Raw genomic sequence first — 23,774 nt, forward strand, 5'->3', positions numbered from 1 at the left:
TAATAGACTAAAGGTTGTTAATCACCGTTTAAAAGAAATATTCTGTTTATAAAATGTGAATATGAATAAGATTAATAGCTAAACATTAACTTTATTATTAATTTAGCAAACCATATTTAATATACTTGAAGATAACAGAACAAATAAAACAGCCTATAGCATTCGAAATGGACCTTTTCGAGAAAAAGTTTCGTCTAGCAATGTCTTCTAAAGTAGCGCTATTAAACCGTATCACACATTATATTGTTAATAGAAAAGGAAAGCAAATGCGACCAATGTTTGTGTTCTTGGTAGCAAAAATGGTTAGTAATGGTGAGGTTAAAGAGCGTACATATCGTGGCGCATCTGTTATAGAACTTATTCACACGGCAACTTTAGTACATGACGATGTTGTAGACGATAGTAATAAACGTCGTGGTTTCTTTTCTATAAATGCACTTTGGAAAAATAAAATCGCTGTACTTATAGGTGATTATTTACTTTCTAAAGGATTATTATTATCTATAGATAATGAAGATTTCGATTTACTTAAAATAATTTCTGTGGCTGTTCGAGAAATGAGTGAAGGCGAACTACTTCAAATAGAAAAAGCCCGAAAACTTGATATTACTGAAGCTGTTTATTATGAAATTATTAGGCAAAAAACAGCGACACTAATTGCAGCATGTTGTAGTTTAGGTGCAGCATCTGTAAAACCAAATACTCCAGAGGTTGAAACTATGAGAAAGTTTGGTGAGTTAATAGGTATGGCGTTTCAAATTAAAGATGATTTGTTCGATTATGGTACAAAAAGTATTGGTAAACCTGTAGGTATAGATATTAAAGAACAAAAAATGACTTTACCTTTAATACACGTACTTAATAATAGCTCAAAACAAGATAAACGCTGGCTAATAAACTCTATTAAAAACCATAATAAAGATAAAAAACGAGTAGATCAAGTTATAGCTTTTGTTAAGGATAATGGCGGTCTTGATTATGCCGTACAAAAAATGAAAGCTTTTCAAAACGAAGCATTAGATATCTTAAAAAACTTTCCAGAATCAGAATACAGAGCTTCATTAGAACTTATGGTAAATTACGTTATAGAAAGAAAAAAATAATTTTTTTTAATCTATAAAGCATTGTAATTGTTAGCTTTATAAACTTATTTCAATATTTTTTAATTAATAGGCAACCATTTGTACGCTATTTGCGTCTTTATAAATAGAACCACTAAACTATTAGTTTTTTGAAAGTCATTCAACTATACAAAAACGAAGCAAAGCTTATAAAAAAAGCAATCGATAATAATCGAGAAGCACAACGTGTGTTGTATGAGTTACATGCACCAAAAATGCTAAGCGTATGTAGATACTATATAAAAGATTTACAACATGCAGAAGAAGCCATGTTAAATGGCTTTTTAAAAGTGTTTTCAAATTTAAAAAGTTTTAAATCTCAAGGTAGTTTTGAAGGTTGGATTAGACGTATTATGGTAAGAGAATCTATATCTTTTTTAAGGCAAAAAAAGCAAATTGAATTTAGCTCAGATACTATAGAATCTCATAATACAACTTACGATTCTAGTCAAACAGATTTAGATGTAGAACACATTCAAAAACTTATAGATGCTTTACCAGAAGGTTATAAAATAGTCTTTGTTATGTATGCAATAGAAGGTTATAAACATAAAGAAATTGCTAGCATGTTAAATATAAGTGAAGGCACATCAAAATCGCAATTATTTAAAGCGAGACAATTATTACAAGAGCAAATAAAAACAATTAATACATCGAGTTATGGCACCAATTAAATTTGAAGAAAACATAAAAGAAAAGCTCGAAAATAGAACAATAAATCCTTCAGCTAATGCTTGGGAAACCTTGTCTAAAAATTTAGAGAACACACCACAAACCAAATCTAAAAATAAATTTTGGTGGTTAGCAATAGCAGCAAGTTTTATTGGTATGTTATTAGTTTATAATATCATGTTTAATAACACTAGTCAAACAATACCAAACCAAAATGTTGTAGAAATAGATACAGATTATATAAATGAAATCAATAAAAATAATACAATAGATAAAGCGATAAAAGTTAATACAAGTACAGCAGAAGTTACAACGCAAAACCAAGCAGTAATTGAAACTAAAAATCAAAATATTAAAAATCAAAATCAAGTAAGTACTAAGCAAAAAGTAAATGGTAAAAACAACCTAAATACTAATAAAACTTATGCGACGCTTGTAAAAACAACATCGCAAAATAACAAAGCAACAGCAGGTGTAACAACTGTAGACTCAAGCATAAAAGCTAAGAATATAATAAAGAATTTAGAAGCTGTTGCGCAAACACAATCAACAGAAAAGCCAGTAATTTTTGATGATGAGATAGAGCAGCTTTTAAAAGCAGCACAACAGAAGGTTTCTAAAACAAGTACAAATACAACAATTGCATTAGATCATAATAGCATTTTAAACGAAGTAGAAGACGATTTAGAACGTTCTTTTAGAGATAAACTTCTACTAGTAGTAAAAGATGGTTTACATACCGCAAAAGACGTCATGGCAGATCGCATGACAAATAATCAAGATCAATAATAACATCAATTAAAATCACAAAACACAAAACGAACAATTATGAACACAATTACTAAGTATGCCGTTTTTTTAATAATCAGTCTCTTTTTAACACAAGCAGGAGCACAAGAAAACGATGAGGTAGAGGCAACGCCAGAAGAAATTGAAGCATTAAGAGAAAACATTAGAGCTTACGAAAAAGAAGCGCTTAAAATTGAAGTAGAATCTATAAACAAGCGTGTTAGTAGTAAAGATATTACTTACGAGCAAGGCGAAGATTTAAAACAGGAAGCTGCTAAAAAAAGAGCATTAAATATAGAAAACCGTATCGATATTCTAGAAAAGCGTATTGCGTTTAATAAACGAAATAATTTACCATTTCCTTATAGTAAACGATCAGATGGTAAACGAAAAGTTTCAATTACTTTTGGCGATAACGATGCTAATCTTGCAGGATTAAAAATTTCAGATACAAAATCAACTCCAGTAAAATACGATATTCGCACATCTAACGATATGGTATTTGCCATTGGGTTTAATAATGCAATTATCGATGGTGTGTCTTTAAGCGATTCACCATACAAATTAGGAGGTTCTGGTTTTGTAGAGCTAGGCTGGAACTGGAAAACACGATTAGCAAAAAACTCTAATTTTGCACGACTTAAATACGGTTTCTCTTTTCAGTTTAACAAATACGATTTAAAAGACAACCAGTACTTTACACAAGAAGGTAGCAATACAACAATAGATACTTTTGGTATAGATGCTAAAAAAATAAAATTTAGAACAACAAATCTTGTAGTGCCAATTTATTTTGAATTTGGTCCATATACTAAAGTAGAGAAAAAAGACCGTGTAAGATTTCATACTTGGGATAAATTTAAAATAGGAATTGGTGGTTATGCAGGTGTAAATATTGGCTCAAGACAAAAAATAAAATACGAAGAAGATGGTGATCATGTAAAAGTAAAACAAAACGGAAACTTTGATGTTAACCCATTTATTTACGGTGTTGGAGCGTATATAGGTTTTGGCGATTTAAGTTTGTATGCTAAGTACGATTTATCTGAAACTTTTAAAAACGATGCTTTAAAACAAAACAATATCTCTTTAGGATTAAGAGTAGATTTAGATTAAAAAGTTTTAAGTGAATTAGTAAGTAAAAATCCGTTTTCGTTTTTAGAAAGCGGATTTTTTTAAATTTATAACCTATGTATTTTAGCTGTCATTTTCTTCAAATAAATACTTAGGTTCAAGCCATAATAAGCATTACAAGTTATTATACACTGTTTAGTTTTTAAGCATAATAGTTTGGCTACCTAACTTTTGCTTTAATGCCTCTTGGAAAGAAAGCTTAAGTTCAGGCCAATTCCAGAAAACAATTGCACAATTTGTAAATACCATATCCAAATTATAGTCGTAGTTAGAAATTAAATGTTTTTTATTACATAAAAAACATGCAATTAAAGGTTCTGTTCCTGCGTTAAAAGATTTAATTCCGTTTTTAATTGCTTCTAGAAATAGTAATGCTTCATCATCTTGTTTTTTATTCGATTCTCCGTAAAAAGTTGCTGGGTCAATACCTTCAATCAAATTGGTTTTACAAGAAGGACAAACAATTTTTTCTGGAAGCATAAAATCAATACCTAAATCCCAACCCAAAACATGTTGGAGCTCGCATTGCTTGTCAATAAACTCAATTTCTCCAAACCAATCATAATCTGTTGCTTCTTTAAAACCTAAATCACCATAATAAATATTAAATTTTGAATTTTCTTCAGGTATAGGATTAATTATTTTTTTATCAATTAACCAATCTTTAATTGTATTAAGGATTTCTTTTGATGCCTTCTTGTTTTTTTTAAAAGTAAAAACGGTGTAGGTTTCCATAATTTATAATCCGTTCTAATATTAAACGTTAGTGAGGTTTTAAATAAACACTAAGCTAAATAAGTATTTTTAAATTAAAATAACTAACAGAAACTTAAAATAAATTTGGTTTGGATTTTTGTAAGTAGACTATAACTAGTAATTAATTTTATGCGGTGTTGTAACACGTTATTTTTTATTATTCAGCGGAAATGTAATTCCAACCGCAATTGCTCCAACATACTGTTCGACAGATTCTTGAATATAATAAGTGAATCCTAAATCAACATTATTATTTTTTCCTAATTCAAGACCAAACGAAAACGGTATATGGTAAATGATTCCGCTTTTATCTATGTTATCAAATGCTGTAAAGGTTTCAAATTTCCCAATTGAAGTTCCAATTCCAATTTCTACATAAGGTGCTATCCAAGGAATTGGTGCTCTAAGCCTTGCTTTTCCTCCAAGTAAAAAAGCTTTCGATTCCGCTTTTTCATTAGTGGGATTACCATTGAGGTCTTCTCCATTTGAGCTTGTTAGTATAAAACCTGCATAAGGTCTAAATTCAACCCAAGATTTTACCTTAAGTACTAATTCTCCTTGAGCAAAAAATCCACCGTCAACAACTTCATCAACACTATTATTTGGTGCGCTCATTCCATATCCAATTTGAGCGTTTATTGATTTTTCTTTAATAAATTGTGCTTCAGCTAAATTAGAAGTCAGAGCGATTATTAATATTATTAGAGTTTTTTTCATATTGTGGTACAATGCGTTCTAACATTAAATGTTAGTGAGGTTTTAATTAAACATTAAGCTAAATAAGTATTTTTAAATTAAAATAACAATCAGAAGCTTAAAATAAATTCCGTTTGGATTTTTGTGAGTAGGCTTTTACTAGTAATTAATTTTATGCGGTGTTGTAGGCAGTTTTTTTTATAGTTTACAATTAAAAGTTTCCATTAGCATAACTTTTATAGAGCCAGATAGATATAGTTGTAAGTATAAACAGCAATATAATTATGCTATTTTTTATTCGGCTTTTTTTATCCTTAATCATCAAATAAATATAAGAAGTTATAATAACCGGAAAAAATAGAAGCCAAATATATCCTAGTACATTTGGTGTATAAACAGCTGTTTTATAATTTGATGGGAAAATCAAAATTATTAAAGACACTACAATAGAAAAAATATAAAATAATTTAAAAAGCCGGTGCTTCATAATGTTTACAATCTGTTTAATATTAAATGTTAGTGAGGTTTATATTAAAGATTAAGCTAAATAAGTATTTTTAAATTAAAATAACAATCAGAAGCTTAAAATAAATTCCGTTTGGATTTTTGTAAGTAGGCTAGAACTAGCAATTAATTTTATGCGGTGTTGCCCAACGTTATTTTACTAATCTTAATTGAGCCGATATCTTTTCGTCTATTAGTTGAGAGTATTCTTTCTCAAATTTTACTTTTACTGATTTATCTTTAATATTTAATTTATTAGACAAATAGCCTAACTTTCTATTGTTTTGCTCAATTAATTCAGACCATTCCATAACATAAATCTCAATGTTTTTTTCTGTTTTCTTGTCATATAAGAAAGGTGTTTCTGGATATTTCTTTCGAGCAGAATTTACTTTTGATTTAGCGTATTTTGTCAGTTTTGAAGATATTAAAAGTAATTTGTATTTAACTTTATCATTTGGCAAACCAGAATGTTGTTCAATTGTAAATGCATAATCATCAATTTGATTAAGTTCTTTTTTACTAATAGAACATTTTGGAGATTTTAATTCAACAACCATTATCTCTTTAGCATTTGAGTCTGTGATTTTTTCATTAAAAAAATATAAATCTGTTATATCATTTAAACCATCTTCATTAAGTTCTATTATGTTCTTGTCTTCGATACTTGGCTCATAATCAAAATATTCATCTCTAAGTTCTTTTAAAATATTCCCTATTTTTTTATCTGACCATAATTTAGGAGTTCCGTTGTAATTTTCTCCAAATAGCCATAGTTGATGTTCAACAATTTTGTGAAGTTGACTTCTTTCTTTAATATGTTTTGAGATTTCTCCATAAGTTAATTCGTGAAGGAATTCTAAAAATTCTGTTTTTTCAGCTACGATACTTGCAAATTGAACAACATCTTCTAAATCGGTTTTTTCAAGTAAATGATGAAATTTTTCTAAACTTTCATCAGAAAGTTTTAATACCTTATCAAAAATATATTCAATATTTCCATTGCTAATTGCCTTATCTAAAAGAGGATATAAAAAATTTCTAATTTTATCATCATTTTGAATTAATTTATGCTCGTCTTCTAATAAATATGCAACTTTTTTAAAAAGTACTTCTTGTGAAGTAGATGCAGGTTTTTCATTTTTTTGATATGGATAATACTTATCATTTTCAAGGCTTTTTAAAAACTTATCAAATCGTTTATTTCTTGCTTTAAAGAAGTCATTTATAGTTTCTTTTATCGTATCCTTGATTTTTTTAACTTCTTTTTCTCCTAATGTTTCTATATCTAAATTTCTAAAAAGGTCAGTATTTAATAATGGAGATTCAATATAAATAAACCAAGTTCCTAAATCTGGAGTGTACCAATCAGAAGAATAAGTATATTGGTGTGATACACTTTTTAATCCAGCATTATCTGTTTGAAAAAATACTTTTACTTTATTTAAAGTTGATTTTATATTATAGAAATAGAAATTAACCTTATATTCTATTCCTTTATTATCTATATATTCTACAACTTTTGATGTAGGCTTATTTATAACAAAATCATTCCTTTCTAAACGCTTTCCATTTACAATAAAATTAACTGTATTGTGAAATATCTCGTATGGATAATTCTCAAATATTGCTTGATTTATATTTGGCTTAAGAAAAGATTCTGAAATTTGATTTCTTTTATGAATTTTTTCTTGCTTGTTGTGATGAAGTCGTTCTATGTTAACTTTGTAATATGTTTTTTGTTGTCCTTTTAAATACTCGAAATCTACTTTAAATTCGGTGTTTTCAAGTTGAGCATTTTGTAAATCAATTGTGTCAATACTAAAGTTTGTTTTGCTAAATTCTTTTTTTGATTGATTATAGCCTATTGTTTCAATATGCATTAACTGTCCTATTTGTAGAGAACTAAAACGACCAATACCTTGTCCTTTTTGTTTGACAGTTGTACCAATTTCTAAAATTCGGTTATCAAATTCATTATAAGGAACACCTGTACCATCATCTTTTATTTGAATCGTTTTTATTGGAGACTTTAAATCGGCTTGATTAACATATTCTATGTTAATTTCAATGTTTTTTGCATCTGCTTGTATTGAATTGTTAATTAACTCACGAAACGCTTGAAAAGTATCTCTATACTTAGTTAAATGCTCTTTTATTAGTCTACTATTCGTAGTAAGTTTCTTTATTGTTGATTGCATTTAGTTTACGTTTTTTTTATGTTGGGTAATGCGTTCTAATATTAACCATTGGTATATTTTACACCAAACGCCTAACGAAGTAAGTGTTTTTATTTCACAAAATCAAGTTTGTAAGTATAGATGTTTTTAAAAGGCTTGTAAATATAGTACCTTTACAAACTCATATTTTTACACTAAAATCTTATTAATAATTGATATCTAAATCTACCATAGACCAAGTATACGAAACCGCCAGACTAGAAGAAGTTATTGGCGATTTTGTGCAATTAAAAAAATCTGGTAGTAGCTTTAAAGGTTTAAGCCCTTTTAGCGACGAGCGTTCACCAAGTTTTATGGTATCGCCAGTTAAACAAATCTGGAAAGATTTCTCTAGTGGTAAAGGTGGTAATGTGGTCGCTTTTTTAATGGAGCATGAGCATTTTACCTACCCAGAAGCTATAAAGTATTTGGCTAAAAAATACAATATAGAAATTGAAGAAACAGAGCAATCTAACGAGCAAAAAGAAGCGCAAAACAAACGTGAAAGTTTATACTTGGTAAGTGAGTTTGCAAATAATTATTTTCAAGATATCCTACATAAAACTAACCAAGGTAAAGCCATTGGTTTAAGCTATTTTAAAGAACGTGGTTTTACAGAAGAAACTATTAAAACCTTTAATTTAGGGTATTCGCCAGACGAGTGGAGCGCATTTACAGACCATGCCATTAAAAAAGGCTATAAGCTAGAATTTTTAGCAGAAACAGGATTAACCATAGACAAAGGCGATAAACAGTTTGATAGGTTTAAAGGTCGTGTTATGTTCCCTATACAAAGTATGAGTGGTCGTGTTTTGGGTTTTGGTGGTCGTATTTTAACAAGCGATAAAAAAGCAGCAAAATATTTAAACTCTCCAGAGAGTGATATTTACCATAAAAGTAAAGTGCTTTACGGTATTTACCATGCTAAACAAAGCATAGCAAAAGAAGATAACTGTTATTTAGTAGAAGGTTATACAGATGTTATACAACTACACCAAACGGGAGTTACAAACGTTGTATCGTCTTCTGGTACGGCTTTAACAAGCGAACAAATTAGACTTATAAACCGTTTAACTAAAAACATAACGGTACTTTTTGATGGTGATGCAGCAGGTATGCGTGCCTCGCTTCGTGGTATAGATTTAATACTTGAGCAAGGTATGAATGTTAGGGTTTGTACTTTTCCAGAAGGTGAAGATCCAGACAGTTTTGCTAAAACAAATACTTTAGATGAGTTAAAGCATTATTTAAACGAAAATGCTAAAGATTTTATACAGTTTAAAGCTTCGGTTTTATATGAAGACTCTAAAAACGATCCAATAAAAAAAGCCGATACTATTAGAGATATAATGAATAGTATTGCTAAAATTCCAGACCGTATTAAAAAGGAAGTGTACATACAAGAATGTGCACGTATTATGGATATTAGCGAAGAAGTGCTTTTTAGTACTTTGGCACAAATAGATAAAAAAGACAATCAAAACGCTGCAAAACAAGCGCCAAGTGCACCAAAAGCGTTTGATGTTATAAAACACCAGCAACCAGTTAAAAAAGTTGATGTACAGTATGTTTTAGAGCGTAAAATTATTGAAGTACTATTGCTTTATGGTAATAGAACCGAAGATTTTGAAGATTTGGTGCTTAAAGAAAACGAAGAAGGCGAGCTGGTTTTAGAGCCCGTAGTACAGCAATCTAAAGTTTTTGAAAAGGTATTTTTAGATTTGCAGGAAGATGAAATGGAGTTTTCAAACCCACAGTTTAAAGATTTATACTACCGTATTATAGAAACTTTAAACCAAAATCCAGATTTATCATCAGAGCATTTAATAAATAATGTGGATGCCGAAATTGGAAACCAGATTACAACTATTTTAATGGAAGATGAACGTTACGAACTTTCAGATTGGGAGCGTAATAATATTTTCCCGAAGCAGAAAACAGATAGTGTGTCGCAACTAGTTAGTGAAACCATTTTAAGTTTAAGATGCCATTTAATAGACCAAAAAGTGATTGGGTTTCAGCAGCAAACTATAGCAAATAATAACCAAGTAAATGTTTCGGTTTTAGAAGAAGTAAAAGATTATTCTGGTTTAAAAATGTTGTTATCTAGAAAATTAAATCGCGTGTTATAATTCTAATTGTTTTGCTTGATTTACTAAATCTACAATATTAGTGACATTAAGTTTTTTCATTAAACGCGCTCTATAAGTACTTACCGTTTTCTCATTAATAGCAAGTTCTTGAGCAATCTCTTTATTACGCTTACCAGAGGTTAATAGTTTTAAAACCTCAATTTCACGGTTAGAAAGTTTTTTAAAAAAAGTAGTTCCAGAATTATTTTTTTTGCTTTGTGTTAAACGAATCGTCATGGCTTCGCTTAAATAAGTACTACCCATATAGGCTTTTATAATAGCATCTTTTATGGTAATAATATCTGTTGTTTTAGAAAGGTATCCTGCAGCACCAAGCTTTATAGCATTTAGAGCATAAACCTCTTCGGGTTGGGCACTAAACATTATAACTTTTACTTCTGGGTGTTCTTTTCTAATTTTTCTTAAAGCAGTTATGCCGTTAAGTTTAGGCAAGTCTATTTCACATAGTATGACGTCTACTTTGTTATGTTTAAGAAAATCGAAAATAGCTTCGCCATCACTAAGTGTGCCTACAAAAGAGATATCTCTTGTGGTTTCAAACACAAGTTCGAGACCTTTACTCACAATAGGATATGGGTCAACTACTAATAGCTTGACCATCGTTTTGTTTGTTTGTTTTATTAAATTGATAAGTCGCTTCCCTATAACGAGTTACCAATTAAGTTTTGAAAAATTAAATAGCAATGCAAAGGTAGTAATTTTTAAAATATTACTAACGATTACTTTAAATTATTAGGAATTTCGCAAACAGGAATGGCTATCATCTTGTGTTTGTTGGAGTTGTTGTAGCGTTTGTAAATTTTAAAGACTTCTTTTTCTCTTCCGTTGAAGTCTTTTTCTGTCATACCATTCTCACTTTTTTGCATTGCCCATTCTAATTCTGGATAAGAGGCTCCAATTTGATCTTCATCACTTCTTGCATCTCCAAATAATCCATCACTTGGTGCAGCGACCATAATAGACTTTGGAACGTTTAAAAATTCACCAATTTTATATACTTCACTTTTTAATAAATCTGCAATAGGACTTAAGTCTACACCACCATCACCATATTTAGTGTAGAAACCAACACCAAAATCTTCAACTTTATTTCCAGTACCAGCAACTAATAAGCCTAAAAGTCCAGCATGGTAGTATAAAGTTGTCATGCGTAAACGTGCACGTGTATTTGCTAAAGCCATATCTACAGTAGCTTGGTCGCCATCTAGAGAGACTTCGGTTTTAAACTCTTCAAAAACAGGAGTTAAATCTGTTCTAGTATCTTTTACATTAGGATACCTTTCTTTTAATTGCTTAATATGCTCTTGCGCTCTAGAAACATGACTAGCAGCTTGATGAATAGGCATCTCTATACAAAGTACATCTAAACCTGTTTCTGCACATAGTGTAGAAGTAACGGCAGAATCTATGCCGCCAGATATACCTACAACAAAACCATTAACTTTTGCGTTTACTGCATAGTCTTTTAACCAATCGATTATATATTTTGCTACTTTTTCTGTTTGCATTTTTAAAGAGTTTTAAGTCAAAGAATAGTACCTTTGCAAACAAAAATAAACCAAACGTATTCTAAATAAAAATAAAACGCCTTTAGATTAATATGAATAGATGTTTTTTTGTCCTTTTACTAATTTTTACAGTGCTTTCCTGCAGAAATGATGATAAAGTAGAATCTGAAATAGCAAAAATACCTTTAGATATTTCTGTTGAACGTTTTGATCTTGCTTTTGCAAATGCTTCAGCTCAAGATTTGCCAAAGCTAAAACAAACGTTTCCGTTTATGTTTTCGTCTAAATACGAAGATGATTTTTGGGTGGCCCAAATGCAAGATACACTACAACAAGAAATACAAACTGAAATACAAAAAGCTTTTAAAAATTTTAAAACTGAAACAGACGAAGTTACCTCGCTATTTAAACATTTAAAATATTATTTTCCAGAATTTAAAACACCAAGAGTTGTTACAGTAGCTTCAAATGTAGATTATAGAAATAAAGTTGTAGTAACAGATACGGTTGTTGTTTTACCTTTAGCAAATTATTTAGGTGATACACATTACTTTTATCAAGGCATTCAAGATTATATAAGAAAAAACTTAAAAGCAGAGCAAATGGTAGTAGATTTAGCTGAAAATTATGCTCAAGCTTTTATATTTCAAAAACAACGTAAAACCTTATTAGATGAGCTTGTGTACGCTGGTAAACAATTATATTTTAAAGATAAAGTAATACCATTTAAAACCGATGCCGAAAAAATAGGCTATTCGCAAGAACAAATAAATTGGGCAAAAGCCAACGAAGAAAATATTTGGCGCTACTTTGTAGATAAAGAATTACTATTTAGTACCAATTCTAAATTACCATCACGCTTTATAAATCCAGCACCTTTTTCTAAATTTTATTTAGAAGAGATAGACAACGAATCTCCAGGAAGAATAGGGCAGTACATAGGTTGGCAAATTGTTAGAGCTTATATGGAAAATAACGATGTAACTTTTAAACAAATGCTTACTAAAAGTACCAAAGAAATATTTGATAACGCAAAATTTAAACCACGTAGATAATGGCAAATATAAAATCGCAAATACAATTAAACGTAGAATTAGATGAAAACCGTGTTCCAGAAAAATTACATTGGACCGCACAAGATGGAGGCATTACAAATGCTGAAGCTAAAGCAATGATGTTGTCTGTTTGGGATAGTGCTGCACAAGAATCTTTACGTATAGATTTATGGACAAAAGATATGCCTGTAGATGAAATGAAAGTGTTTTTTCACCAAACCTTAGTTGCAATGAGTAATACATTTAATCGTGCAACTCAAGATGAAAAAATGACAGCTACAATGAAAGATTTTTGTGATTATTTTGCAGAAAAATTAGAATTAAATAAAAAATAATTAGGCAAAAACTTGATCAAGAAAAGCCTTAATACTTTCTTGATTAGCACGAATAAGCTCGGCTCTTGCATTGGCAATATCTTTAGGTTTTTTGTCTTGCGAGAGTTTAAATTTGCCTTCCCAATGGGTTATGTTAATTTCAAACATTTCAATATAATCTAGATTTTTATCTAATCTAGGATTATCTGGTTCTAAAACATATTTATGGTCTGGCTGCTCTAAAAAAGCAGTCATTTCTATTAAAGATTTTTTTAATTCGGCCTTACTTTCTATTGCTTTAACTTTTCCTGTAATATGAACTTTTATGTAATTCCAAGTTGGTAATTGTGTAGTAGTATAAATACTTGGTGAAATATAACATTCTGGCCCAGAAAATATTATGGTGACGTCGTTGTTATTTTTTAATAAATTTTTTTGTGGGTTGTAAATATCTATATGCCCAACAAGCTTTCCGTTGTTGTTATAAATTAGAGGTAAATGTGTTATATATGGTTTGTTATTATTAACCGAAATTACAGTTGCTAAAGGATAGTTTTTTACAACTTCTACAAGATTATCTATATTATTATCTTGGTGTTTTTTTGGAGGATAATTCATTATCATTATTCGTTTTATACACCAAATTGCTTTAAGTGATGGTCAAGATGTTTGTATTGCATTTTTGCCCATTGCTCATTGGTGTAGTAACCAAAAACAGGATGTGGCTCCCAACTTTCTTTTCCTTTTTGTGTGTACAATTCTTTTACCAATTCAACTAATGCTTTTTTTTCAGTTTTAAAATCTTTAGGTTCTACAATTTTAAAAGCCGGAATTGTTGGTAAATTTTTTCGGTATGGTGCATCGCTGTACAACGATTTTTTTATTAAAATTTTCATTAACCAATTAGGTTTAAGACCGTAATCTTTTTTTTGAAGCATTATATTTAATGGACCTTGACAGTGATAAAACATTTGTGCGGCATCCATTTTACCCCAAATAGCTTGAGTATTTTTATCAATTTTATCGATACGATTAAAAATTGAATTTACAGTTTGTGTATTAAAAATTGACTCCATAATTTTTTAAAAAAAATTGAATTTTAAAGTTACAATAATTTATCTGTTTTAATTCGAGACTTTGAGTATTAAAAAGTATAAATAAAAAAAAAGATGTAGATTTATAAAATGAGTGAAAAATCTACTTCATTTTCTATTAAAAATTGGTCTCAAGACGACCAACCACGAGAAAAACTTTTATATAAAGGTAAAGCTGCATTAAGTGATGCAGAATTGGTAGCTATTTTAATTGGCTCTGGAAACAGAGAAGAAAGTGCAGTGGCATTATGTAAACGTATATTAGCTAGTACAGAAAATAATTTGAGCGAGTTGGGTAGGCTTTCTATTAAGCAATTAATGGAATTTAAAGGTATTGGTGAAGCTAAGGCAATAACAATATTAGCTGCTTTAGAGTTAGGAAGAAGACGCCGTGGGAGTGAAGCCTTAGAGCGAAAAACAATAACATCAAGTAAATCTGTATTCGAATTAATGCAACCAGAAATTGGCGAGTTGCCACACGAAGAGTTTTGGATTATTTATTTAAATAACTCTAATAAAATTATACAAAAAAATCAATTAAGTAAAGGTGGTATAACTGGTACATTAGTCGATGTGCGTTTGGCACTAAAAATAGCGTTAGAGGTTGGAGCAGTGGGTTTAATTTTGGTTCATAACCATCCTTCAGGAACATTAAAACCTAGTCAAGCAGATAAAAATTTAACGCAAAAGCTTAAAACTGCCGCGCTAAGTTTAGATATTAAAATTTTAGATCACTTAATTATAACCGAAAATAGCTATTTTAGCTTTGCAGACGAATCTATACTTTAAAATTAAAATTTAATAGCAACTTTTTAATAAAAATTTTCTCACTTTTATTTCTTGAGTTTGCCTCAATCTATGCTTTTAGTTTACACACATAAAATTACACCACGATTACGTTATACTTTTAAACAAATTTGTAATAGAATAATTGGTGTTCCAGTTGAGTTTACAACTAAAGTAGAAGATTTTATAGCGCATGAAAGTTTAAAAATATCTTATACAAGACAACCTTTAAGTCATGAATTGTTTATTCGCTCTCAAGAATTATTGTTCGAGCAAGGTATAAACGATTTAGATATTAATGTTAGTGATTGGGAAGATACTAAGTGTTTTTTTGCAAATGGAGAACAAAGTGCTTTACCGTTTGATATTTTTGCAGCAACCTTTTATTTGCTTAGTAGATATGAAGAATATTTACCTCACGTAAAAGATGATTTTGGTCGGTTTACAGCAGCCGAAAGTATTGCTTACAAGAATAAATTTTTAAAACAACCGGTTGTAGATATCTGGGCATACAAATTTAAAAGGCTGTTACAATCTCATTTTCCAAATTTTGAATTTAAAGAAAGACAATATACAGTAAAGCCTGTTATTGATGTTCCAAGCGCCTATTTATTTAAATATAAAGGTTTAATGAGGACTTTTGGAGGTTCCTTTAAAGACTTATTTAGCTTTAAATTAAAACAATTATACATTAGGTATTCTGTGCTTTTTGGTTTAAAAAAAGATCCTTATGATACGTTTAAATATATTATAAACAGACAAAAAAATAGTAAATTTAAATTTATATTTTTCTTCTTAATAGGTGACTTGTCGACCTTTGATAAAAATATAAATTTTCAAAAACAACCTTTTGTATCCCTTATAAAACAAGTAAGTGATTATAGTAGTATTGGTTTAAAAACTTCATATTTCGCTCTTGATAATATTAAGATTTTAAAAACCGAAAAATTAAGAATAGAGAAAATAATTAACACCTCACTATTAGCCTCTAGGCATTCTTTTTCAAAATTAAATTTACCAGAATCTTATAGAAATTTAGTAGAATTAGAAATTTTAGAAGATTATACAATGGGTTATATAAATGAAGTTGGATTTAGAGCAGGAACTTGTACACCATTTTTTTTCTACGATTTAGATTACGAAATACAAACGCCATTAAAAGTCTATTCGTATCATGTTTTAGACTACGCTTTACTTAAACACCAGTCGTTGTTAGATAAAAAAATGATTTTACAGCAAATCACTTCCGAAGTAAAAAAAGTTAACGGTATGTTTGTTCCTGTTTTTCATAATTATACATTTAGTAAAACAAATACCTGGAAGCATTTTAAAGCACTTTTTAATATTATATTAAATACAGAAAATGAAAAATAAGATTACAGATGTTTTTTTCGATTTAGATCATACACTTTGGGATTTTGATAAAAATTCTGCACTTACTTTTAATTTAATATTTGAAAGAAATAAAATTGAAGTAGATTTAAATGAGTTTTTAAGCCACTATCAACCTATTAATTTAAAATATTGGAAACTATATAGAGAAGAAAAAGTTGATAAAGCAAACTTGCGTTATGGTAGGTTAAAAGATACTTTTAATGCAATGCAAGTACTGGTGAAAGATGATAAAATACATACCTTATCGCAAGATTATATTTTATATCTTACAACACATAATCATATTTTTGATGGTACAATAGAACTGTTAGACTATTTAAAACCTAAATATAAGCTACATATAATTACAAATGGTTTTGAGGAAGTACAACAACATAAATTAAACAAGGCAAATATTTCTCATTATTTTGAAACTGTAACCAACAGTGAAATGGTGGGCGTAAAAAAGCCTAACAGAAAAATGTTTGACCACGCATTAAAACTTGCTAATGTAGATGTTTCTAATGGTATTATGATAGGCGATAATTATGAAGCAGATATTTTAGGAGCTTTAAACATGGGTCTAGATGCTATTTGCTTTAACTACCATAATGAAACACTTGATAGTAATATTAAGTATGTAAATCATTTATTAGAAATTAAAAAATTCCTTTAAAATAAAATTAAAATGATAAAAAAGATATTAATAGTAATAGCAATTTTTATTACTTCAGTAAACTTTGCTCAAAGTAGATTAAATGATTATAAATATGTTATAGTCCCAATTAAATACGATTTTTTAAACGAAGCAGATAAATATCAACTTAATTCATTATCAGAATTTTTATTTAATAAATACAAGTTTAATGCATATTTAGAAAATAAAACTTTACCAGAAGATTTAAAAAGTAATAGATGTTTAGCATTGCAAGCAGGAATTATTGAAAGCAAAAGCATGTTTAAAACTAAAGTTAAAGTCCAACTTAAAAATTGCAACGGACAAGTAATTTACACAACTCCAGAAGGAGAATCTAGAAGAAAAGAATATAAGTCTGCATATAACGAAGCGCTTAGAAATGCTTTTAATCATTTTGCTACAATTAATTACAAGTATAATAATTCTAACACACTTGGTAATAATAATTTAGAAATCCCAACAGAAAAAACAATTTCTGAAATTGAACAATTAAAAAAAGAAATTAAACAATTAAAAGAAAATAAAGAAGAAAAAGTTGAAGTCAATAAAGACTTAAAAACTATTAAAGAGCCAGTAAATAATACTTTAGATAGTAAAGAGCATACATTATATGCACAAAAAATTAATAATGGATTTCAATTAGTAGATAAAACACCAAAATTAGTTTATACTATTTATAATTCTGGAAAAAAAAACGTTTACATAGTAAAAGATCAAGATGCTATAATCTATAAGTTAAATAGTAACTGGGTAATATCTCAATTTATAAATAATAATTTAGAGGTTAAAGCTATAGATATTAAATTTTAATAGCCATATTTTTCTTTCCATCTTTTTTTTAAAAATTCTCTTTGTGCTTGTTCTCTTGCATTGTTGCCAGGATTATATAATTGTGTATTACTAATCTCTTTTGGTAAAAATTCTTGAGCTACAAAATTGTTTTCATAATTGTGAGAATATTTATAATCTTCACCATACCCAATCTCTTTCATGAGTTTTGTAGGTGCATTTCTAATGGCTAATGGTATAGATAAATCTCCAGTTTGTTTTACTAATTGTTGCGCATTACCAATTGCCATGTAAGCGGCATTGCTTTTAGGTGAACAAGCTAAATAAGTTGCACATTGGCTTAAAATTATACGTGATTCTGGATATCCAATAGTAGAAACTGCTTGAAAAGTTGTATTAGCCATAACTAAAGCTGTTGGGTTAGCATTACCTATATCTTCACTAGCTAAAATTAACATGCGACGTGCAATAAATTTTACATCCTCGCCACCTTCTACCATTCTAGCCAAATAATAAACAGCGGCATTGGGATCACTACCTCTTATAGATTTAATAAAAGCAGAAACAATATCATAATGCTGTTCTCCAGTTTTATCATATCTCACGGTATTGTTTTGTACCTTGTCTAGAACATCTTTATTTGTAATAGTTATATTATCACTGTTTTGAGCATTAACAACTAATTCAAAAATATTAAGTAATTTTCTAGCGTCTCCACCAGAAATTCTAATTAAAGCCTCAGTTTCTTTAATGTTTATTTTTTTGTTGACTAAATACTCATCTTTTTCAATAGCACGCTGTAAAAGTAACTCTAAATCCTTTTTTTCAAATGCATTTAATATATATACCTGACAGCGAGACAATAAAGCCGGTATTACTTCGAAACTTGGATTTTCAGTAGTAGCACCAATTAAAGTTACCCAACCTTTTTCTACGGCTTGTAAAAGTGAGTCTTGCTGAGACTTGCTAAATCTATGTATTTCGTCTATAAAAAGAATAGGGTTTTTAGTAGTAAATAGTCCACCGCTTTGTTTTGCTTTTTCTATTACCTCTCTAACATCTTTTACTCCAGAGCTAATTGCACTTAAAGTATAAAAAGGTCGTTTAGATTCATTAGCAATAATATTGGCTAATGTTGTTTTACCAATTCCTGGTGGTCCCCAAAGTATTATAGAAGGAATAAGACCTTGCTCTATTTGTTTTGTAAGTGCACCTTGTTTACCAACTAAATGTGATTGACTTACGTAATCTTCAAGTGTTTTAGGTCTTAATCTTTCGGCTAAAGGTATGTTCATATTGTAAAATTACTTTATTTTTTTTCAATTAGAGATGTTAGTATCTTTATTTTTTTACTGACATTATTTCCATATTATTAACTTGGAAAGTTATTTGTTATATTATCATAATGAAAGATTCTACAGATTCATTTAAATTTTCGATTGATGTAATTCTATATCCTATTCTATTTGTTTTACTTATTTGGTTAGTATTTGCAATTGAAATAAGATTTGGATTAAGGTTTAATAAATTTGGTGTTTTGCCACTAGATGTAAGCGGTTTAAAAGGCATTATTTTTAGTCCGTTTATACACTCTGGGATCTCGCATCTTTATTCAAACACTATTCCTTTATTTGTATTGTCTTCTGCACTTTTTTATTTTTATAGGCCTATAGCGTTTAAGGTTATAATATACGGTGTGCTTATTTCTGGCTTTATTACTTGGTTAATAGGAAGGCCATCTTACCATATAGGCGCTAGTGGTTTAATTTATGTACTTTTTAGTTTTAATTTTTTTAAAGGAATATTTGCAAAACATTATAGATTAATAGCTTTGTCGCTTGGTGTAATATTTATTTATGGAAGTATGTTTATGTATGCATTTCCTATAGACAATACAATTTCTTGGGAAGGACATACAGCTGGATTAATTACAGGTTTGCTATTTGCTTTAGTATTTAGAAAACAAATTGCTAAACCTAAAAAATATGTTTGGGAAGAACCTTCGTATAATGAAGATGATGATGAATTTTTACGTCATTTTGACGAAAATGGAAACTTTATTGAAAATTTAGAGGAAGAGACATTAGATGAACTTTCTATTAATAAGAATGATGAATCTAATACTCCACAAGAAGTAAACTATATTTATAAAAGTAAAACCGATTTATAATCTTTGCCTTATAGCTTCATATAAAAAAGCACCACAAGCAACAGATACATTTAAAGATTCTATATCTCCTAATAACGGTAGTTTTGCTCTTGCGTCTGCTAATTTTAGTACAGATGGATTTATACCTCGACCTTCACTACCCATTACAATCGCACATGGTTCTTTAAAAGAAACATCAAAAACAGTATCATTAGTTTTTTCTGTTGCGGCTATAACCTTTACTCCTGAAGCTTGTAAATGAAACATTGCATCTTTTATATGGTCAACTTTGCAAATAGGAACCTTAAATACAGCACCAGCACTAGTTTTAATGGTATCTCCATTAACAGGAGCTCCACCTTTTTTTTGAATTACTATACCATGTACACCTGTACATTCTGCAGTTCTAATAATAGCACCAAAATTTCTTACATCACTTAATTGGTCAAGTAATAAAAATAGGGGAGTAACACCACTAGCAATAGTATTATCTACTAGTGTTTCAAAATCATGAAACGCTATAGGTGATATTTGCGCAACAACACCTTGATGATTTCCTTTAGTTAACCTATTAAGTTTCTCTACTGGAACATAAGATGAATTTATGCTGTTTTTTTTAATAAGCTGAACTAGCTCATTAAATAATTCGCCTTTAAGTTCTTTTTGTAAAAAAACTTTATCAATAGATTTATTTGAATTTATTGCTTCAATTATTGCTCTAAGTCCAAATACTTGCGTGTTGTTTTCCATGTGCCAAAGGTATAAAAATTATGGTATAAAAAAAGAGGCTGATAAAATCAGCCTCTTTAAATATAATTATCTAATTAAATTAGATTTTTGTTAAGCTAAATGAAGATGCAAAAGGACCTCCACATGAAGCATTAGGATCTTCTGTGTATTGAATGGTAATTGTTTGATCATTACAAATATCCCAAGGATTATTAGTTCCTGTTGAAGCTGTAAAGATGTATGGTCCTGCTGCACTACAAGCTAAACCTGGATCAACAAAGCCATCTAATTTAGCTGTATTATCTGTGCTAAACTCTATTACAACAATTTCTGGTTGCGCGTTAAAAGCAGGTAAGACACTAGCAGTAAAAACTCTTTTGTTAGGATCTGTTGGATCTACACTTAAAGTTACTGTACCAGCAGCAAAGTTCTCAGTCCCATTTCCTGGTCCAATAGTAGCAGCAACATCAGAGATAGCATAATCTCCTACAAAGTAAGTAGCAGGAATGCTTTCTGGATTAGAACAAGGTATTGTAACTCTATGCACAAGAACACTAGTTTCGTCTAGACCTAAAGATACATTTTGACCACTAACTGCAGTTAAAGTAATATCAAAAGATGTTACAAAATCTCTACCTTCTTCCATATTCATTAGTTCTAAATCAATAGTAGTAGTTCTAGAATAATCTGCAGGGTTTGCGAAAGCAGTTCCCGTTGCACCACCACTAATAAATTGAGTGTAATCACCTTCTACAGGTGTAATAGTATAAGAAATGTCTAAACCATCTCTGTACACAGGTACATTTACACTTAAAGGAATAGTTACCAATGGAGAAGTTTGTCCTGTTGTTGTAGCAGTTCCAGCAAATTCTACCCATCCAGAACTTGTATCTGGAGAAACGTAGTTGTCATCTTCGTTACAGTTAAATAAAAATACTGTAACACAAAATAATGCAACTATTTTAATATATTTTTTCATTGTATTTAATTTTTTAATTATTGTAATCATTAAGGATTAACACAAAAATCTGTGCTATCTGATGCACCCCAGTTCCCTGTGTTTGCTGCATGCGTAATTACAGAACATTCTAAAGAATATCCTCCAGTAATACTACCATCAAATTGTCCATCACCAAAAGAATCTGTGATGTTAAAAGTATAACACCCATCTTCTAAAGTTATGTCATAAACATATTGAGCAGCAGGTATTGAACCAGAAGGAGCACCTCCAGGACAATCTGTAAAGTCAGAACATTGAACAACAATATTTCCATCGCTATCTGTTATGTTCCAATCTCTTTCATCTGCATACGCATCTTCATTAATTGTTAAAACTAAATCATTACATATAACTGCTTTAATATAGTTAATTTCAGTAGTGTCGCTACCAATAACACCTACTCCAGCAGGCAAATCTAAGTCAAGTACTAACTTTTGAGTAATTAAATCTGGTAAGTTATCATAGTTACCAAAAGTTACTGTTAAATTACCTTGAAACTCTCCAGCAGGAATTGTGATTGTTCCAACAGTATAGTCTGCAGCAGATCCTGTTGTAGTTTCTGGGTCAATTTCTTCTTCTGTATCTACAGAAACATTAAAGCTTCTGTCTGTATTAGTTATGTTTGTTGCTTCAACAGGAATTGTAACAACAGTTCCTGAAGGTGTAACAACAGCATTAGTAGAACCTGTGTTGAAACCAATTCCAACGTTTGATTCATCATAAATTACTGGTTCAAAATCACCGCAAGAATACAAAAACAGTGATAATACAATTAGTTTAAAAATATTTTTCATTTTTCTTTTTTTTTTAGTTATACCCTTGTGTTTGTGAGATATTAGCGTTACCATCTAATTCTGTATTAGGGATTGGTAAAGTAAATCTTGGGTCTATTGGAGATAATGTACACTCAGGAGTAACATTACTTTCACAATCACCTAAATCAGAAGACCTTTCAATTCCTAAATTAGTAATACTTCTCGTTCTTCTTAAGTCAACATATCTATGTCCTTCGAAAGCTAATTCTAAACGTCTTTCAAATAAAATATCTTCCATAGCTACACTAACCGAAGTATAATTAGGAGGAGTTCCAGTAGACCCAGTACGTGCATCTCTAATACTTTGAACCATCATAGCAGCACCTGCAAAATCTGGACCGGCTTTTCTAGCTTTAGCTTCAGCATTTATCAATACCATTTCTGATGATCTAAATACTTTAATATCATTTAAGTAATTTACACCAGAAGTACTTCCGGCAGGATACTTATTTACTCGTTCTTGAGTGTCAACTGTTCCTGTAGCGTCTACATTAGTCCAAATTACAGAATCTCTAACATCTCCAGCAGGTATAATACTAACTAGTTCATTTGATACTTCAATAAAAGAACCACCATTATTAGTAAACATCCAAATACCTCCAGTTATAAAATCACCTTGTACTCTTGCAGCCTTGAAGATAACTTCAGTTTCGTCATCTGCATTATACATATCAAGGTATTGTTGTTGATTTGCTAATGGGTAATCTGCTATTAATTGTCCAGATAATGTTTCAGCAGTAGCATAATCTCCTTCATATAGTGCTAATCTTGCACGAACAGCTTTAAGGAAATCTTTAGTTATTCTAGTTTTATCAACAATAGACTCATCTATAAATCCATCAGCAGTTATTAAATCATTCTTAATTCCTTCTGCAACCTCACCGAAAGTGTTTCTTGCAGGTTGGTCTAATAATACAACATAGTCAATGTATGGAACTGCTGGTGTATTAGCTTCGAAATCTGTTGAATAGAACGATAATAAATCTAAATGAGCTAAAGCTCTAAGAGCATAACACTCACCTAAAATGTTATTATATGTATCTACTTCATCTGCACTAGGAGCTATAGTAGAAGCAGCTTGAATTAAACGATTTGCACTATTAATTAAAAAGTAACTGTTAATCCAAATTGAATTGGCGTTACCTGTAGAAGATGTTAAAGTCCAGTTATGGAAATTATCTTCTTGATTTCCTGAGTCTTCTCCAATTTTAGTATCATCTGTAAATATTGAAGAGAATCTAATATTTGCTTCTGGGAAGTAGTTAGAAAATACTCCATTCATACCTACTACTAAATCATCAACAGTAGCAAATGCATTTTCTTCACTAATGTTATCTTCAGGTAATATCTCTGTAGCATCATTACAAGCGAATAAAGCAAAGAGACAAAAAGTCGTAATTATATATTTTATTTTTTTCAT

24 protein-coding genes are annotated in these 23,774 nt (G+C 29.8%); 12 read left to right on the forward strand and 12 right to left on the reverse strand.

The window, feature by feature from the left end; translation table 11 throughout:
- Positions 1 to 125 precede the first annotated feature (125 nt).
- From BM549_RS08925 to BM549_RS08940, 4 genes are all read left to right on the forward strand, one after another.
- Positions 126 to 1,103, forward strand: coding sequence for a polyprenyl synthetase family protein (locus BM549_RS08925; RefSeq protein ID WP_290469957.1), 978 nt, complete (start codon positions 126 to 128; stop codon positions 1,101 to 1,103).
- A 128-nt stretch (positions 1,104 to 1,231) separates the two neighbouring features.
- Positions 1,232 to 1,795 carry an RNA polymerase sigma factor gene (locus BM549_RS08930; RefSeq protein ID WP_290469958.1) on the forward strand — a complete coding sequence of 188 codons (564 nt, stop codon included), beginning with the start codon at positions 1,232 to 1,234 and terminating at the stop codon, positions 1,793 to 1,795.
- Complete coding sequence (locus BM549_RS08935; RefSeq protein ID WP_290469959.1) at positions 1,782 to 2,582, forward strand: hypothetical protein; 801 nt, start codon at positions 1,782 to 1,784, stop codon at positions 2,580 to 2,582. Before BM549_RS08930 ends, BM549_RS08935 begins: the two co-directional genes overlap by 14 nt.
- A gap of 39 nt (positions 2,583 to 2,621) precedes the next feature.
- On the forward strand, positions 2,622 to 3,698 hold the full coding sequence (locus BM549_RS08940) for a hypothetical protein (protein WP_290469960.1): 1,077 nt from the start codon (positions 2,622 to 2,624) through the stop codon (positions 3,696 to 3,698).
- Between the two features lie 153 nt (positions 3,699 to 3,851).
- Here the strand turns inward: BM549_RS08940 and BM549_RS08945 are convergent, their stop codons facing one another.
- The 3 genes from BM549_RS08945 to BM549_RS08955 all read right to left on the reverse strand — a co-directional run bounded on the left by BM549_RS08945 (position 3,852) and on the right by BM549_RS08955 (position 7,873).
- Positions 3,852 to 4,451: a hypothetical protein gene (locus tag BM549_RS08945; RefSeq protein ID WP_290469961.1), complete on the reverse strand. Its 600-nt coding sequence runs from the start codon at positions 4,449 to 4,451 to the stop codon at positions 3,852 to 3,854.
- 168 nt (positions 4,452 to 4,619) lie between these two features.
- On the reverse strand, positions 4,620 to 5,087 hold the full coding sequence (locus tag BM549_RS08950) for a hypothetical protein (protein WP_290469962.1): 468 nt from the start codon (positions 5,085 to 5,087) through the stop codon (positions 4,620 to 4,622).
- 737 nt (positions 5,088 to 5,824) lie between these two features.
- Positions 5,825 to 7,873, reverse strand: coding sequence for an ATP-binding protein (locus tag BM549_RS08955; RefSeq protein WP_290469963.1), 2,049 nt, complete (start codon positions 7,871 to 7,873; stop codon positions 5,825 to 5,827).
- A gap of 191 nt (positions 7,874 to 8,064) precedes the next feature.
- Here BM549_RS08955 and dnaG point away from each other — a divergent pair, with 191 nt between their 5' ends.
- Complete coding sequence (dnaG, locus tag BM549_RS08960; protein WP_290469964.1) at positions 8,065 to 10,023, forward strand: DNA primase; 1,959 nt, start codon at positions 8,065 to 8,067, stop codon at positions 10,021 to 10,023.
- On the opposite strand, the gene BM549_RS08965 is transcribed toward dnaG, so the two are convergent.
- Both BM549_RS08965 and nadE read right to left on the reverse strand, forming a co-directional pair.
- Positions 10,018 to 10,644 carry a response regulator transcription factor gene (locus tag BM549_RS08965; RefSeq protein ID WP_290469965.1) on the reverse strand — a complete coding sequence of 209 codons (627 nt, stop codon included), beginning with the start codon at positions 10,642 to 10,644 and terminating at the stop codon, positions 10,018 to 10,020. The genes dnaG and BM549_RS08965 overlap by 6 nt on opposite strands.
- A gap of 119 nt (positions 10,645 to 10,763) precedes the next feature.
- A complete protein-coding gene (nadE, locus tag BM549_RS08970; protein WP_290469966.1) occupies positions 10,764 to 11,552 on the reverse strand; it encodes an NAD(+) synthase in 789 nt (262 codons plus the stop codon).
- Between the two features lie 92 nt (positions 11,553 to 11,644).
- Here nadE and gldB point away from each other — a divergent pair, with 92 nt between their 5' ends.
- Positions 11,645 to 12,607: a gliding motility lipoprotein GldB gene (gene gldB / locus BM549_RS08975; protein ID WP_290469967.1), complete on the forward strand. Its 963-nt coding sequence runs from the start codon at positions 11,645 to 11,647 to the stop codon at positions 12,605 to 12,607.
- Positions 12,607 to 12,942, forward strand: a complete 336-nt coding sequence (gene gldC / locus BM549_RS08980) for a gliding motility protein GldC (RefSeq protein WP_290469968.1) — start codon at positions 12,607 to 12,609, stop codon at positions 12,940 to 12,942. Before gldB ends, gldC begins: the two co-directional genes overlap by 1 nt.
- Here gldC and BM549_RS08985 read toward each other — a convergent pair whose 3' ends face one another.
- Positions 12,943 to 13,539, reverse strand: a complete 597-nt coding sequence (locus BM549_RS08985; protein ID WP_290469969.1) for an FMN-binding negative transcriptional regulator — start codon at positions 13,537 to 13,539, stop codon at positions 12,943 to 12,945. It abuts the gene before it with no gap.
- Positions 13,540 to 13,553: 14 nt separating this feature from the next.
- Positions 13,554 to 13,997, reverse strand: coding sequence for a DUF1569 domain-containing protein (locus tag BM549_RS08990; protein ID WP_290469970.1), 444 nt, complete (start codon positions 13,995 to 13,997; stop codon positions 13,554 to 13,556).
- 108 nt (positions 13,998 to 14,105) lie between these two features.
- On the opposite strand from BM549_RS08990, the gene radC reads away from it, so the two are divergent.
- From radC to BM549_RS09010, 4 genes are all read left to right on the forward strand, one after another.
- Positions 14,106 to 14,804: a DNA repair protein RadC gene (gene radC, locus BM549_RS08995; protein ID WP_290469971.1), complete on the forward strand. Its 699-nt coding sequence runs from the start codon at positions 14,106 to 14,108 to the stop codon at positions 14,802 to 14,804.
- 69 nt (positions 14,805 to 14,873) lie between these two features.
- Entirely contained in the window at positions 14,874 to 16,175 is a 1,302-nt protein-coding gene (locus BM549_RS09000; protein ID WP_290469972.1) for a polysaccharide deacetylase family protein, read from the forward strand.
- Entirely contained in the window at positions 16,165 to 16,851 is a 687-nt protein-coding gene (locus BM549_RS09005) for a YjjG family noncanonical pyrimidine nucleotidase (RefSeq protein ID WP_290469973.1), read from the forward strand. The genes BM549_RS09000 and BM549_RS09005 overlap by 11 nt, the downstream gene beginning before the upstream one ends.
- Before the next feature lie 12 nt (positions 16,852 to 16,863).
- Positions 16,864 to 17,682 (forward strand): hypothetical protein, encoded by an 819-nt coding sequence (locus BM549_RS09010; RefSeq protein WP_290469974.1) that lies wholly within the window; start codon positions 16,864 to 16,866, stop codon positions 17,680 to 17,682.
- On the opposite strand, the gene BM549_RS09015 is transcribed toward BM549_RS09010, so the two are convergent.
- Entirely contained in the window at positions 17,679 to 18,956 is a 1,278-nt protein-coding gene (locus BM549_RS09015) for a replication-associated recombination protein A (RefSeq protein WP_290469975.1), read from the reverse strand. The two genes, BM549_RS09010 and BM549_RS09015, sit on opposite strands and share 4 nt — an antisense overlap.
- Positions 18,957 to 19,066: 110 nt before the next feature.
- On the opposite strand from BM549_RS09015, the gene BM549_RS09020 reads away from it, so the two are divergent.
- A complete protein-coding gene (locus BM549_RS09020; RefSeq protein ID WP_290469976.1) occupies positions 19,067 to 19,831 on the forward strand; it encodes a rhomboid family intramembrane serine protease in 765 nt (254 codons plus the stop codon).
- Here BM549_RS09020 and rlmB read toward each other — a convergent pair.
- The 4 genes from rlmB to BM549_RS09040 form a co-directional block, all read right to left on the reverse strand.
- Complete coding sequence (gene rlmB / locus BM549_RS09025) at positions 19,826 to 20,560, reverse strand: 23S rRNA (guanosine(2251)-2'-O)-methyltransferase RlmB (protein WP_290469977.1); 735 nt, start codon at positions 20,558 to 20,560, stop codon at positions 19,826 to 19,828. The two genes, BM549_RS09020 and rlmB, sit on opposite strands and share 6 nt — an antisense overlap.
- A 79-nt stretch (positions 20,561 to 20,639) precedes the next feature.
- Complete coding sequence (locus tag BM549_RS09030; RefSeq protein ID WP_290469978.1) at positions 20,640 to 21,518, reverse strand: hypothetical protein; 879 nt, start codon at positions 21,516 to 21,518, stop codon at positions 20,640 to 20,642.
- Between the two features lie 29 nt (positions 21,519 to 21,547).
- A complete protein-coding gene (locus tag BM549_RS09035; RefSeq protein WP_290469979.1) occupies positions 21,548 to 22,333 on the reverse strand; it encodes a hypothetical protein in 786 nt (261 codons plus the stop codon).
- A gap of 13 nt (positions 22,334 to 22,346) precedes the next feature.
- Positions 22,347 to 23,774, reverse strand: a complete 1,428-nt coding sequence (locus tag BM549_RS09040; protein WP_290469980.1) for a RagB/SusD family nutrient uptake outer membrane protein — start codon at positions 23,772 to 23,774, stop codon at positions 22,347 to 22,349.

The organism is Lacinutrix sp. MedPE-SW (genome assembly GCF_001874145.1).
Classification (GTDB): domain Bacteria; phylum Bacteroidota; class Bacteroidia; order Flavobacteriales; family Flavobacteriaceae; genus Lacinutrix.